We start from the raw sequence: 14,151 nt of genomic DNA, 5'->3' as shown, positions 1-14,151 counted from the left end.
TCTCGGGACAAACCGCTCAAAAATCATGCAGTTATATATTGACTACCATGTTCCACCGAATGCATATGATACTACGTTCGGGTGGCATAGACATGGCACAACGTAACAGGCGGGACGTCTTGCGCAACACTGCAGCAGCAATTGGAACTGCAGCGACGGCCGGGTTAGCCGGCTGTTCGGGTGTCCTTGGTTCTGGAACCACAGTCTCAGTCAGCTCGAAACGATTCGCCGAACAAAAGATATTGGGGAACATGGCGCTCGAGGCGCTGAAGGCCAACACCGACCTCTCGACTGAAGATAAGACAGGTCTTGGCGGGTCAGTGCAGAATTTCAAGGCCCTCCAAAATGCGGAAGTTGACGCCTACTGGGAGTACACCGGGACTGCGTGGTACACTGAACCACCGAAGCACGAGAAGACGATCAACGACCCTGAAAAACTCTACCAGAAAGTGAAACAAGAGTTCAAGAACGAACACGGACTCATCTTCCTCGACCGCGCGCCATTGAACAACACGTTCGTGCTGATGGTCAACCCGGATTGGGCGGAAAAGACGGGTGTTCGAACGCTCTCGGACTTCGCTGAGTACGTCAACGAGGGTAACACCGACTTCCAAATGGCGTACACAGCAGAGTTCATCAATCGGTCTGATGGCTGGAAGGGTGTTGCGAGCCACTACAGCTTCGAAGACAAACTCACGGACCTCAAGTCAAACATCAAACAGGTCGGTATCGGACTGACCTACCAGATTGTCGGCAAAGGTGAAGCGCAAGTCGGCCTCGGGTTCAACACCAACCCGAACATCCCGAAGTACGACCTCGTCGTCCTCGAAGATGACAAACAGTTTTTCCCAGTGTACAATCCTGCTCCGCTCATCCAGCAGAAGACACTCGAATCGAATCCAGAAATCGAAGAAGCACTTAACCCGATTCCACCGAAGCTCACCACGGAAGCGATTCGAGGCCTGAACAAACAAGTCTCGATTGACAAAAAGGACCCGCAAACGGTCGCTAAGTCATTCCTCTCTTCCAACGGTCTCATCTAGAGATGATAGCAGAATCACTCGCCAGTTCGGGGATTACGCCAGCAGTTATCGGGGGTTATCTGGAGTTCCTCGCGTCCCACTCTACACAAATCACGCAGCTCATCGTCGAGCATCTCGTGATAACTCTGCTTACGATCGGCATCGCGCTTCCAATGGGTGTTCTCCTTGGGACATTTATCAGTCTCTACGAGTGGGCAGCAACCCCCATCCTTTGGTTTGCAGGAATCATGCAGACGATCCCATCAATCGCACTGTTCGGCCTCCTCATCCCATTTCTCGGTATCGGGAGTCCACCAGTCATCATTTCACTGGTCCTCTACTCACAGCTGCCAATCGTCCGGAATACTCATATCGGACTCACGCAGGTCGACGAAGCAGCCATTGAGGCCGGTCGCGGGCTTGGGATGGGACGTCTCTCTCGACTCCGCAGAGTGCAAATTCCACTCGCCCTTCCGGTGGTCATGGCCGGCGTCAGAAATGCTGTGGTCATCATTGTTGGCATCGCTGCTATCGGAGCCTTCATCGGGGCAGGTGGGCTTGGCGATTACCTCTTCCAGGGGATTCGTGAGCGTAACGTGGACATGATCGTCGTGACGACGGTTATTCTCTCTGCACTGGCACTGGCACTCGACTACGGGTTCGGACTCAGCGAGAGACTCCTCAGAGCCCGAAATGGCGAAGAGATCCAATCGACGCGACTGACGCGCATATTCCAGCAGGTGATCGCATGACTGCAATCAGATTCGAAGACGTGACGAAAGTGTACTCAGACGGAACCGTTGCCATCGAAAACGTCTCCTACGAAGTTGAAGAGGGGACGACCACTGTGCTCGTTGGGCCCTCTGGGTGTGGAAAGACGACGACAATGAAACTGGTCAACAGACTTGAAGATCCCTCTGGTGGGACCGTTTATTATGAGGGATCGGACGTCGAGGAACTCGACAGAATCGACCTCCGACGGGATATTGGGTACGTCATCCAAGAAATTGGTCTGTTCGGCCACATGACTGTCGGTGAGAATATCGCAACAGTCCCTGAACTCAAAGGATGGGACGAGTCGAGAATCGACGAACGCATCGACGAATTGTTGGAGCTGATGGATATGCCTCCAGAAGACTACTGTGACCAATACCCACGTGAACTCTCTGGCGGCCAACGACAGCGCGTCGGTATCGCTCGTGCACTTGCCAGTGAACCGGACGTGATGCTCATGGACGAACCGTTCGGAGCACTGGACCCGATTACCAGAGAGAACCTCCAAGACGAGTTCTTGGAACTTCAGCAACAAATCGACACGACCATTCTGTTCGTCACGCACAGCATCGACGAAGCCCTCAAGATGGGCGACAAAATTGCGATCTACGACGTTGGCCAAGTCGTCCAGTACGACACACCGCAGGAGATTCTCGAAAACCCGGCGAACGAGTTCGTCGAAGACTTCGTTGGTGCCGATAGGGGGCTCAAACGATTGCAAGTCACACAGGTCCAGACTATCATGTCCGAACCTGGAGCGGAAGCAGACACAGGGACTGCAATTGCCGCTGATGGAAACGGTAAAATGGACGTGACGCTTTCACCCGCCGACTCGGCCCAAGTTGCTCTCTCGCGGATGATTCAACATGACGTAGAGAAGCTTCCAGTCGTCGCTGATAGTGCTGTCGTTGGTACAGTCACGAAGGACACGATTCACAACATCGCGCGGAGGGGAGACTGAATGGGTGCACTGATTGAGGGATGGCAGTATCTCCTGACTAATTTCGGGGAATTCCTGACCCTGCTTCAAGAGCACCTGTTCATGGTCGCTGTTGCAGAACTGGCTGCAATCGCAGTTGCTGTTCCTGCAGCGATAGTTGCAACACGTTCCGACCGGGCAAAGAAATGGATTTTGAACGTCGGGAACGTTGCGCAAACGATTCCAACCCTCGCCATCATCGCACTCGTCTACCCCTTGCTTGGAATCGGCCTCAAGTCTGCAATCTTCGGAATCTGGGTTTACGCGTTACTTCCAATTCTCACAAATACAGTCACTGGCATCGAGAATGTTGACCGAGAGACGGTCAACGCAGCCCGTGGAATGGGGATGACTGACTGGGAGATAATGAAAAGAATCCAGCTTCCACTTGCTATCCCCGTCATCTTCGCTGGAATACGGACGAGCTCTGTCATCAATGTGGGGACTGCCTATCTCGCATTCTTCATCGGTGGCGGTGGGCTTGGTCTCTGGGTGATTAGTGGAATCCAGCTATTCAATACACCTCAGATGTTGGCTGGTGCGATTCCGGGTGCACTACTTGCGATTTGTGCCGATTTACTGCTTGCAGGAGTCGAACGATACGTCGGCCGTGGACACGACGTTCAAGTCGGTGTATCCGCGTGAGCGGCACCCAATTCTGACTTTCTCTCAATGAAGCACCCAGATTGGTTTGTTTCTCCCGAAAGGGGGGTATACGACGGTTGGTTCGTCGTGTTGGCAAGTTTTCTGGGTACTGTCGCTGTATTCGGCGTCTCCTACTCGTTCAGTGTCTTCTTCACCCGGCTACTCAACGAATTCAGTCGCTCGGGTGGGTCAACGTCACTCGTCTTTGCGCTGCAGACGTTCGTTATGTGTAGCGGCGCAGCAGTGTTCGCAGAAGTCTTCGACCGCATTAGCGTCGTTCGGACGTGGATTCTCGGCACCACGCTCTTCGGGGTTGGACTTCTCGGTGCGAGTTTCTCTAACTCGTTGTTCATGTTGACGCTTTCGTACGGTGTAGTTGCAGCGTTGGGAATGAGCTTTATTTACGTCGTCTCTTCGACGACGATTACTCGGTGGTTCGCTGGCAGACGTGCGTTTGCGTCGGGTCTCGCCAGCTCTGGGATCGGCGTCGGGATGCTCGGTATTTCACCACTCAGCCGTCATCTCATCGCGGTTGAGGGATGGCGAAAAGCGTACCTTGTCATTGTAGTTCTGGTTCTGGTGCTTCTGTTAATAGGCGGACTGCTATTGAAGCATACAGGCCGAGCACCGACCGATAAAACACGGACCACGTCGCAAAACAAGTGGCGAACTATCTGGCCAGTCGTGAAGTCACCACCATTTGTGCTGATATTCTGTGGGTGGCTACTCATTTACGTACCCGTGTATGCCGCCCTTGCTCATCTCGTCCCGTTTGTCGCATCTCAACCGTCACTCACGGCCTCAACCGGTGCATGGGCCCTCGGCGCATTTGGTGTCTCTGCTAGTCTCACGCGTTTGCTCATTGGCCCCCTAGCGGACAGGGTCGGTCGTATGGAACTGTTCGTCGCGGCTTCGGGATTAGCAAGTATCACCATTGCTTTCCTCCCGGTAGTTTCTGACACACTTGGTGTCGGAATCTTTGCTGCTACCTTTGGGATTGCATACGGTGGCAATGGTGCCCTCCTCGCACCAGTTCTCGCAGACCAATACGGAACAAACGACATTGACGGTCTGTTCGCGGTGGTATCAATTTCGTTTGCAATTGCCGGACTGGTCGCCCCACCGTTGACCTCAATCCTTCAGGCTGAGATTGGCTCATATTGGATACCGTTCACAGGCGGAGGAGTTCTCGGGTGTATAGGTGCTGGCTTGAGTTACTTCGGATTCGATATCGATGAATAGCCACTGAAGTGTTGGGGGACAACCTCCAGACTGCTTCTTCTGTGCGCCAGGGTACTACAACCTCGACGTTTACGGCGGGGATACAGTGCCCGAACGTAGTTTTAACAGCTAATACAACACACAGAATGCTAACCGAGGAGGTCTACCCGCCCTACTCCGATGAGACAATATCGGGGATTCGCCCTCTCTTCTTGGAAGACATCCCTTCCATTAGACGACCAGGCTGCAGGACGCAAAAGATAATCTTGAATCCTGTCTCACGACGAGAGATAGGGGTAACGGCAGCGTGGCAGTGCCAGCATTCCCTCGAATGATGTTAACCCGTGAATCTCCCAAACCAACGAGTCTTGGCTTGTGTGAATCCCCGCCGCTTACCGTGGGCAGGGTGTCACCCAGGAGTGGTCTAACTAGCAGCCAATCGAATCCCTCGCTTGGCCAGTAAACAACTATACGTCGCTCTTCCTACCATTCGACAATGGCTCCCTCCACCACGCGCCGCCACTTCATCGCCACTATCCCCTTTGTTACTCTCGGAGCAGGGTGTATGGGTTCTCTCCCACTTCGTGATGAATCAGGGTCACCACGTGTCGGCCTCGGGAAGATCAGTGTGCTCAATAGTCGAGACACCCGGACTACTGCCGACATCACCGTCCTCAGAGGTGGTCGCCCTGTGTACGAACAATCGCACACGCTCGAAGGTAGGGAAGCGAATCGCGTTGATATGGTCGAAGTTGTTGAAGCGTGGATGGGACAGAATGTTGCCTACGAGATTGCGGTAACTGCTCGTAATCCCCGAGTTGAGGCCACCTTCTCAACGTCGGACGCAGAACAATTAGTCGAGGACTGGGGCGAAAACGAGTGCTTCTACGTGCACTTCGATATCACCAGCGAGGAGATTCTAGCTGCGTTCAGTGGTATGGATACCTGCCACCCGTCATCCTCTAGTTCGACGGGGTCGGGTGACAGACCGACTCTGCATAGGTAACTGGGTGGGACTGTCGGTAGACTCGTGCCCTGAAATCAGCACGGCCACTGAAAGCTACCCAGTCGTTGTCAGCAGCGGCGTGAATCAGACAGAAGATGTCGCTCGTTGAGACCACGGGTATTCTACCGTATCATCATTGAACTAATCACGATATCGTACTTGTGTATCGTGTGCGGAGAGTTGCGTTTGGGGCCGACAGTCACTACGTCCGCTTGGTTCCGTTGAGGGTCACGCGTTCGTGAATAATACCGCTAATCGCCCCGATGGGGAATGTGAGCCAGAACGTTGATGCCAGTGCGACGAACCCGATAACAACCATAAATCCTAGCGCTTCCGGAATCTCTGTGTATTGCCCATTGATTACTAGCGCGATCATACTGAACGCAAAGAGGGCGAGTAGGGCGAGAATATACGTTCCCAATGCCGCTAACACGCCAGCGCTCGCACCGAAGTACGGAGTATCCGAGGGGAGAGTACGCCAGACGATGACCGCCGAAATGAATGAGGCCGGGACGACGAGTGGAAGCGCAATCAGCGCCCAAGTGCCCAAGAACTTCCAGTCACTACCGATTGGTTCTCCGAGAGTATACAGACTCCACGAGATTAGCGCGAATAGCAGTGTTGCACCCGTTGCAGCAGAGGCGAGGGCGTATCCCGCGCCGATGTCATGACGCTCTGCTCTCGGCAACCGGCCCGGGCCGTACCGTTTGCACGTCGTTCCGAGAGTGGTGAGGAAGTCAGCAGAGTTCATGATAGACGATCCAGCCGTGCAATCAAATACGTTCGTGAATCGCAACCTCTGAAACGAATGGTTCAGTGTCAGAAACTGCGTGCAACTGACAGAGTACTTCTTTCTATCTTGATCTTAAGACTGTCACCCGAGCAGTTTGTTATGACACGAATGGCTGGTCACAACAAAATTGTTCCTAGAGCGATTGTCTCCGGTTATCATGACGACATCTAACGACAAAATCCAGTTTAGGGGGGCTGACGAGAAGCGAGCAAGTCAACGCCTCAGTGAGATGCGCCTGGGAGGGATTAACATCAGTGAACTCGCTCGAGAGGGTCTCAAGGAGAAGCTTCGGGAAGTACTCTCGAATGAAGAGCGAGTCGAGTTGCACCAACAGTACCTCGACGGAGAACTGGACGAAGGTGTTGCAAAGATTCTCATCGGCGATCTGCCCGAGGATATCGAGCGTGAACGCGAGGCAGTCCGGAAGGCGGAGACGCTCAGTACCGATGGCGTCTTCCAGAACAAGTAACGAATGGGTCAGACGAGATACGGCACCCTGTTCTTGTGGATACCGACGCAGTGGACGACGCTGGCAAGTTCGTCGAGGCTCATCTGAGACCACTTGTAGCGGCGCTCTCTCGTCTCGTTCTCTGAAGCCTCCTCTTCGACGTCCAAACCCTGGGAGTTGGATTGCTGATTCACGCCTGCTCATTGGCGAGTAACCCGCTCGCTGTATGTTGGGGTAATTCTGAGTTGCAGATTTTCATTACTCACTGACTTTCTTCTATTGAGTTAACATTATGGCTTATGCGGGAGTGGACCATACACAACAAAAATTAGTAAAAACGCCACACATGCATGGTGAGACAAGATATATCATATATCGCTATATTAACTTTCGTATCCTGAAGATCCCACAGTTTCGGAGGATGGACAGTTTTGGCGTTGATTCGCCGCTGAATTAGTCCAGATCATGGGAAAAGCGAGCTAGAAGATTCGGTTAAACCAGTTTATTCCCTGTAGTTGTCAGAAATCAGCCGACATACTTCACCTAAAGATAGCGCCACCGCTCACGAGAGGCAAGCCAGTTTGCTCATTAGCTCAGTCCGGCGGAAGCAGCGCTGAAGAGACCAACTCGACGCATTCACCAGCGGTTATCGCGGGCGCGTAGTCCATCTCATCACCAGTCCCAGCTTCCAACAGGAAGTCAGTGAGTCGCCAGATATTGTACAAGAGGACGGCGAAGACAAAATAGAACAACCGAACTCGATAGTCCTTCGACGAGGTCTTTAGCTGCCAATACCCAACAGCCAATAATCAAATCTGAGTTACAGTTACAACGGTACTGACGTCATGAAACGAGCTGGCTCTCCTTGGAATCGCTATCTTGGTGGCAGGTATTGGTGCCGTGATTTGGGGAAGTACCCCTTCTTGGATACGTAGCTCCAATACTGAGTTCCCTGTATCTAACGTTCAGAGTACCTTGTCGATGTCGCGAGTGAGACAGGCGACAACGAGTTCACGGAATTGCGTCCACAAGTTTCATGAGCGAACGAATGCGCCGTACTTCCGTTTGATCCGAAAGCTTACTGTCTCGACACCGTTGACGTAAATATCGGCGTCCAATTGAGCGTTCCACGCTATGTGAAGCGACGAATACTTGCGGTGCTTGATAATCGAGGGCGCAATTTGCGAGTCGTATTTTCGTGTCGTCGTCACGTGTGAGTCGATGATTGGACTCGACCTCGTGTCGACGGGGAGCGTTATTTTCAACTTCTGAATGGCCAAAATCATTATATAAAGTCGAAGGGGAAGAAGTCCCACCAGTTCAATGGCTCTCGGCTCTGTTGAAAACCTCCTCACGTCTTGCGATTTGCTGAGTGGCTAGTTTCTCACCGGATCGGCAAAAACCGGTGGGAAGAGTCGCTCTTCTCAATGTCAACGCTGAAGGATTTCAACAGAGCCTTGTGACCATATATTTTAGAGTAAATAAATTATTGTAGTTACATTGACCCATGTGGTTTTTAAATATGAGTTATTGAGTGATTTGAAGCATCCGTTATGAATACTCCTGGAGAATCAGCGATGGCAGCGTGTGTATCCAACTGGTTGCTTGAAACGCTATTCGGTAGCCATCAACCCTTTTTCGGTACAGGGTCCAAACAATGAAAAGTACCAACTGTTTCATCCTTGAGTTGGAACGTGGAGAATGGTGGTGAGTTTTTGATTGCGGCTGGCTCTGTTGAAACCCTCTTGCCGCCTTGCGATTTCTTGAGAGACTAGTTCTACTGTGATCTACGGAAACTAGCCAGAAGGAGCGCTCTCTCCAATGTCAACCTTGAAGGATTTCAACAGAGCCAAGTTGTTCGATTACGAACTCGAAGACCTATTTGAGGATAACGAGTATAGACTCACCGAAAAACATCGGTACCCCGTTGGGGAGAACTTGTACGAACTTGGGTAACCCAGTTCGGCAATAACCGATACGTGAATCTACTGTATTCAGTACGGCCTCAACAAACTATCAGTGACTAATGATTTCAACAGAGCCGGTCACAAGATATTCATAGTATGTCTGATTCACTCTTTGTATGTATAACAAGCTGATGAAAATCATTCTCGTGATGTCTCTACTCACGTTTTCTGGGTGCGTGAGTAATGGTCAGACATCGACTGAGATTACAACCACGTCAAGCCCTACTCCAGACACCACCGCTACCCCTACCCCTACTGAACAAACGAATTCTGGACCTCCAGTCAATATACCAGAAGCAAAAGATCGCGCACTCAATGCTGAAAAAAAGCACATATCTGATGTGATGAACAATTCATCGTGTGTGAATTCGTGGAGTCTGACATCCTTTACTGGTATCGAAGAGGATGCAGAACTCGTGAACCAGAGTAATGGTGGTGTTGTAATCGAAGTAACGCTACCTTTGACGTACGGAACGGATGAGGAAGAAGCTGACTCCCGATCGATTGCAACATACCTTGTAACCCAAAACAGTACTACCCGCCTGGATGGGACCCTCACTTCTCCATGTAAAAAGTATAACAACCTCAATGATTATCTCTTTTAATACTCTTCTGTAATCCTGCCTTTGAACGGCTCAAAGTTCTGGATTAGATATTCTACTTCTATTTTTACAAACTTAATATCACAGTAAATCAACCCATAGAATTATTTACATCTGCCATTTTGATACTTCTGTAATGCCATCATATGACTTTGAAGTAGCGGTGTATCAGACAACAGATCTGACTGACCACTGTGATTCAAATTACGGTGACGAGTACAGAGCTGCAAAAAGATTTACGCTCTTGTGAAGTACATTGTTGGCGAGTCAGAGAACTGCTTGGACGATCTCTTTGAGTGCTTCTCGGCCCGGTTTGCGGAGGATTCGTCGCCGAAGTTGGAACGGTCTGAGATACGCTGTCAGTTTGTCTTTTGAGACGCCTCGATGCGGCGAGAGCCACCGTCGCGCCAGCGACGCGTGGCTCTCGCACGTGTTCACGTGCGCGTCTCCATCGACGTACTCACCATCGCCGTGAATCACTGATTCTCGGTGGAACGTCTCATCGTCGTCGAGCGGATCGTACGCCCGAAATCCGTCGGTGTAGACGGTCAGCGACTCCGTCTCGCGGTTGTCGAGAAGGAGTCGCACGGTCGCTTCGTCGGCGGATTTCGCCGGGACGACGTATCGCTGATCGCTGCCGCGATCTACGAGCGTGAACACTGGCGGTTTGTCCTCCTCGTACGTTCCTCGTCCGCGTTTCGAGAGGGCACGCGAGCGCGACTCCCAGTCGCGCTCGCGGCCTTTCTTCCCGGCAGAGACATAGAATTCGTCGATCTCGACGGGGCCAACGAGATCGATGGTTGGCGCGTCGAGCGTTCTGGCGAACTGCTCGACGCGCCGCCGAAGCGACCGATACGACACGTCGAGTTCAGCGTCTAGCTGGCGGATACTCGTGTTGAATCGGAGGAACGCGTAGAACGCGAACAAGAGCTTGTCGAGGCCGATCTTCGCGTGCGCGAAGATCGTGCCGGTCTTGTCGTTGAACGTGCGGTCGCAATCCTTACAGAGATACCGTTGATACTGCCGATAGCTGCCGTGTTTGATCACTGACTCAGACCGGCAGCGCGGGCACTGGAGGCCCTCGCGCCAGCGAACCTGCTCCAGCAGGTTCGCGGCGCTCGCCTCCGAGCTAAGCAATTCAAATGGGAACATTGCATTCGGGTGACGCTCCCGCGTCACCCTTGCCCGCTACGCTTCTACAGCGCCAGCTCTACCCGACCAACAATCTGCTTCCGAAGAGCGAAGATTTAAAGAGTACATGGAAGGAGCGTTTGATCACCCAGAAAACCAGCATACGATAACGGTTGATACTCCTACAACGTCGATCAGTGCACCACAAGAGCTCAGGCCAGGCCCATTTACTACTAATGTTCCTGGGTATCAATTTCAAGTGACCTACGACACGCTCACTGAGTGGTGGCTCGACTTTGTTGATGCCTACCTTACGAAAAGAGAGGACGCAATGCTGCTTATCACTAATTACGATAGTGGTGCAGGAAGCGCACTTGAGAATTACTACGCAATGGCAGAAGGTGGACCAGGCATCGCAGCAACCCCCAGTATTTATAATTCAGAGGGTGTCGGAGAAAATTTCGATGACATGCAAACTGCACTTCATGAAGCTGGACATACGCTGTTAGACAAGGGCCCTTACTGGGAACACCGATCAGGCAGTACATTCTTTAGCTTTGGCACATCGAAATATCACCGCACCCCAATGGGATATGAGATCGGGGAACAATCCTGTAATAGTGTCTCATCGGCGCATGATGACCATGCTGAGAAAATGTGGTACAACCCCAACTGTGCGGTGGACAACTTCGAAAAGACGACCAATCACCTGGATTAACAATGAGCAAAAAAATCAACCGACGACAGATTCTCAAGCTGACAAGTGCCGCTGCAATGACTGGATTTGCGGGGGTTGCAAGTGCAGATCAATCTGATTCTGAAGCTCCGCCTGAGATTCACTCTGATCAGTTCGAAGCCGATATTCAATTTGTGAACCACACGACTGGTGATCTAGAATTTAAACTCGATGCCATTCGAGGTGAGAGTGTTGAAAAAGGCAAATCCAAGTTCTCACGAGAAGAGACGGTAGAATCCGGTATCAACCCCGGGAAAAATGCGACTAGTAGGCCCAACACTGATTTACCAGTTCGAGGTGGGAAGTATATCTTCTATGTCGAATGTTCCGATGGTCGAACGGCTCAAAGTGAGATCATTGTTTCACCCAAGGGTCACCGGCAATATGAAACGATTAGGGTCCGCGCTACTCCTCACAAATTGAGCATTGTTTCTGAAGTGATCTAAAGAGCCTTGTAAGAGTACGACAACGGCTTCTAATCTTTTTACAACAACCGAGTCAGCAGACCAAGGGCCGAAATGGGAAAGTAAAAAATCGTTGTTATCATTTCACACCGCGTGACTCTGACGTAGCAGCAATAAATTCATTGACGACCCATTGATCACTTCGGGCAGGGTCCAAGATCGAAGATACGATGTCTAACGCAGGGACTGATTAGAGAATACTACCGCACATTACGCACTCACTGCTATGAACGACGACATCGACGACATGAAGAAGCACCTCGAAACGGCAAAAGAGAGCTCAGGCAGACGATCTAAGAAATCGTCCAAGAAACCACGCAAGCATACTGGCCGGGATAACGCAAAAGTGATCGGTCAATATGATGGTCCAGCGACCATCCCAGAAACAATTGGGGAGCTATACTTTGCTGCTGCTAGCAAAAAGAATACGTCTGTAGCTTTCGGCCGATTCAAACGGACGGCTCTGTTGAAATCTTATTGGTTCGACACGTCTCCCCTGAAACAGCCGTTCGGTAGGACTGCGTATTTATTGATTCACAGGTCTACTATCCGGTGACCTGCTCAAGGATGCGACGGTCGATTCTCCAAGCTACTCCTGCACTTAGTACAGTCATAGCTGCTCCGAGTGTGGCGAGCGTAGCGTATCCGCTCAGTGCAAGTGGAACTCCGAGACCGAGGAGACCATACTGAATTGCCATTCGTTTGTTCCCATTACGATAAGCAGATTGGCTCGTCCAAAGGGAGAGAATGCCAGCGAGTATGCCGAATAGGAAACTAGTCTGGAGACTGAAACCCCCAATCATAGCTATAGGAATCTGGGAAATAATAGCAGCCCCGATGAGGCTACCGATGGTGATGACCGCAAGACGTCGAATTGGTATCCTCTCTATCGCCATCTTTCTGTCATTTCTAACCCCATTTCAATAAGCTTCTCGGAGAAGGGCGTTACGTAGTTCCGCATATCTCACGTTTAGAGTGTCTTGTCGATGTTGTGAGTGAGACAGCCGACAACGAGTTCCCGGAACTGCTTCCACCAGAGGCGTGAACGGACGAACGCTCCGTACTTGCGTTTGAGGCGAGAGTTCACCGTCTCGTTCTGACTACGCTGACCGTAGAGGTCGGCGTCCAGTCGAGCGTTCCACGCCTTATGAAGTGACGAAAATTCTCGATGCTTGATGACCGGACGAACACCTGTTTCACGGACTAACGCCCGAATCTTCTGGTCGTCGTATCCCTTATCGCCGAGGAGAACCGCTACTTCTCCAGTGTTCCGCTTGATGAGCGACGGCGCGATCTTCGAGTCGTGTTTTCGTGTCGTCGTTACATGTAAGTCGATGATAGCGTTCGCTCTCGTGTCCACGAGAAGCGTGACTTCCAACTGCTGAATTGTCAACTTCGTGCGCTTTGTGTAGTGCTTCGAGGCATGACTGCGGTCGAACCCGGAAGCGTCGATCCCGACGACACCGTTGGTCGGGAGAAGCGTGGCTGAGAGGTTGAGCAGAACACGCCAGACTGCCATATCGAGCCGATTGAACGCTTTACACAACGTCGAGGGTGACGGAAGTTCCTCAAGCTCGATGGCGCTCCGAATGCGGGGCATCTCGATCAGTTCGTCGAGAAGCATTCGGTACGTCGTGTTCTTTCGCACTTTGAGGCAGAGTAGAACGATGTGTTGGTGGAGTGTATAGCGTCGTTTTGAGAACTTCGAGGAGTAGCGGGCGACAGCTCGTCGAGCTAAGTGGAATGCCTGCTCAACGAACTGGAGTAACTGCGACTTCGGGAGGGTCTGCATCCGATCAAACTACCGGATGAACGTGTAACTCTCTGAGGATTTCAACAGAGCCTAGCAATTCCAATATACCTCTTATTAAGATACTCGCTCATACTTCCGCTCCTCACTACAGTCTCAATGACCGGATTTGTGCTCTGGAAGGACTATACTGCAGTTGTTGATAGTCCGGCACCGCTCTTTTTCGGGTGGTGGTTTATACCGTTCGTCGTTGCCCTTGTCTTTGGAGGTATTGAACACCTCCTCCGAGGAATACTCACTTGAATATCTCGCTTTTGACGATGCCTTTGCTGCTCTAGACGATGTCGACCGCCTTGACACGGCCACAGACTTGTCTCGCCGACCTAACTCCGTCAGGATGCTGTTACACCCACAAGAACGGATAGGTTGTTGCGGCTGTGCTGAATCGCCCGCTGACGGGGTGGTTGCTCTTGCGTCCGAATGGACGGGCACCAGTGCCGAATGGAGCGGTGCAGTCGGTCGGCTAGCGACCTAGGCTGTCGACAGCATATTTTCTCGGCTCCAGCAGTAGTGACAGTGTCCCTCCATACGAGACGCCAAGTGCTCGCGACTG

15 protein-coding genes and 2 pseudogenes are annotated in these 14,151 nt (G+C 51.7%); 10 read left to right on the top strand and 7 right to left on the bottom strand.

Going from position 1 to position 14,151, the window contains the following annotated elements; translation table 11 throughout:
• Nucleotides 1-92: 92 nt before the first annotated feature.
• The 6 genes from C438_RS04940 to C438_RS18980 all read left to right on the top strand — a co-directional run bounded on the left by C438_RS04940 (nt 93) and on the right by C438_RS18980 (nt 5,647).
• A complete protein-coding gene (locus C438_RS04940) occupies nt 93-1,043 on the top strand; it encodes a glycine betaine ABC transporter substrate-binding protein (protein WP_049917761.1) in 951 nt (316 codons plus the stop codon).
• 2 nt (nt 1,044-1,045) lie between these two features.
• Complete coding sequence (locus C438_RS04935; RefSeq protein WP_004968186.1) at nt 1,046-1,774, top strand: ABC transporter permease; 729 nt, start codon at nt 1,046-1,048, stop codon at nt 1,772-1,774.
• Nucleotides 1,771-2,757 (top strand): ABC transporter ATP-binding protein, encoded by a 987-nt coding sequence (locus C438_RS04930; protein WP_049917746.1) that lies wholly within the window; start codon nt 1,771-1,773, stop codon nt 2,755-2,757. The genes C438_RS04935 and C438_RS04930 overlap by 4 nt, the downstream gene beginning before the upstream one ends.
• Nucleotides 2,758-3,420 carry an ABC transporter permease gene (locus C438_RS04925; protein WP_004968184.1) on the top strand — a complete coding sequence of 221 codons (663 nt, stop codon included), beginning with the start codon at nt 2,758-2,760 and terminating at the stop codon, nt 3,418-3,420. It begins immediately after the preceding gene.
• Between the two features lie 27 nt (nt 3,421-3,447).
• Complete coding sequence (locus C438_RS18985; RefSeq protein ID WP_004968183.1) at nt 3,448-4,662, top strand: MFS transporter; 1,215 nt, start codon at nt 3,448-3,450, stop codon at nt 4,660-4,662.
• A gap of 475 nt (nt 4,663-5,137) precedes the next feature.
• Nucleotides 5,138-5,647: a hypothetical protein gene (locus C438_RS18980; RefSeq protein WP_239640642.1), complete on the top strand. Its 510-nt coding sequence runs from the start codon at nt 5,138-5,140 to the stop codon at nt 5,645-5,647.
• 202 nt (nt 5,648-5,849) lie between these two features.
• On the opposite strand, the gene C438_RS04920 is transcribed toward C438_RS18980, so the two are convergent.
• Nucleotides 5,850-6,398 (bottom strand): hypothetical protein, encoded by a 549-nt coding sequence (locus tag C438_RS04920; protein WP_004968181.1) that lies wholly within the window; start codon nt 6,396-6,398, stop codon nt 5,850-5,852.
• Between the two features lie 199 nt (nt 6,399-6,597).
• Between C438_RS04920 and C438_RS04915 the strand changes: the two genes are divergently transcribed.
• Complete coding sequence (locus C438_RS04915) at nt 6,598-6,909, top strand: hypothetical protein (RefSeq protein WP_004968180.1); 312 nt, start codon at nt 6,598-6,600, stop codon at nt 6,907-6,909.
• 8 nt (nt 6,910-6,917) lie between these two features.
• Here C438_RS04915 and C438_RS19635 read toward each other — a convergent pair whose 3' ends face one another.
• The 3 genes and pseudogenes from C438_RS19635 to C438_RS19940 form a co-directional block, all read right to left on the bottom strand.
• Nucleotides 6,918-7,055, bottom strand: coding sequence for a hypothetical protein (locus C438_RS19635; protein WP_167321093.1), 138 nt, complete (start codon nt 7,053-7,055; stop codon nt 6,918-6,920).
• A 426-nt stretch (nt 7,056-7,481) separates the two neighbouring features.
• Nucleotides 7,482-7,685 (bottom strand): annotated as a pseudogene (locus C438_RS20150) (transposase); the annotation flags it as partial.
• Between the two features lie 168 nt (nt 7,686-7,853).
• Nucleotides 7,854-8,168: pseudogene (locus C438_RS19940) on the bottom strand (IS5/IS1182 family transposase); the annotation flags it as partial.
• 803 nt (nt 8,169-8,971) lie between these two features.
• On the opposite strand from C438_RS19940, the gene C438_RS19325 reads away from it, so the two are divergent.
• Nucleotides 8,972-9,460 (top strand): hypothetical protein, encoded by a 489-nt coding sequence (locus C438_RS19325; RefSeq protein WP_152419985.1) that lies wholly within the window; start codon nt 8,972-8,974, stop codon nt 9,458-9,460.
• Nucleotides 9,461-9,724: 264 nt separating this feature from the next.
• Here the strand turns inward: C438_RS19325 and C438_RS04900 are convergent, their stop codons facing one another.
• Nucleotides 9,725-10,609, bottom strand: a complete 885-nt coding sequence (locus C438_RS04900) for an IS1595 family transposase (protein WP_004968176.1) — start codon at nt 10,607-10,609, stop codon at nt 9,725-9,727.
• A 106-nt stretch (nt 10,610-10,715) separates the two neighbouring features.
• Here C438_RS04900 and C438_RS19320 point away from each other — a divergent pair, with 106 nt between their 5' ends.
• Nucleotides 10,716-11,306 carry a hypothetical protein gene (locus C438_RS19320; protein ID WP_152421751.1) on the top strand — a complete coding sequence of 197 codons (591 nt, stop codon included), beginning with the start codon at nt 10,716-10,718 and terminating at the stop codon, nt 11,304-11,306.
• A 2-nt stretch (nt 11,307-11,308) separates the two neighbouring features.
• Nucleotides 11,309-11,770, top strand: a complete 462-nt coding sequence (locus tag C438_RS19315) for a hypothetical protein (protein ID WP_152421750.1) — start codon at nt 11,309-11,311, stop codon at nt 11,768-11,770.
• Between the two features lie 563 nt (nt 11,771-12,333).
• Here the strand turns inward: C438_RS19315 and C438_RS19310 are convergent.
• Both C438_RS19310 and C438_RS04895 read right to left on the bottom strand, forming a co-directional pair.
• Nucleotides 12,334-12,684: a hypothetical protein gene (locus tag C438_RS19310; protein ID WP_152421749.1), complete on the bottom strand. Its 351-nt coding sequence runs from the start codon at nt 12,682-12,684 to the stop codon at nt 12,334-12,336.
• A 74-nt stretch (nt 12,685-12,758) separates the two neighbouring features.
• Nucleotides 12,759-13,580, bottom strand: a complete 822-nt coding sequence (locus tag C438_RS04895) for an IS5 family transposase (protein ID WP_049913495.1) — start codon at nt 13,578-13,580, stop codon at nt 12,759-12,761.
• Nucleotides 13,581-14,151 lie beyond the last annotated feature (571 nt).

The sequence above is a fragment of the Haloferax denitrificans ATCC 35960 genome, assembly GCF_000337795.1.
GTDB classification, from domain to species: Archaea; Halobacteriota; Halobacteria; order Halobacteriales; family Haloferacaceae; genus Haloferax; species Haloferax denitrificans.
The sequence above is the reverse complement of the archived record's forward strand: the minus strand, read 5'-3'. Positions and strand labels throughout refer to the sequence as shown.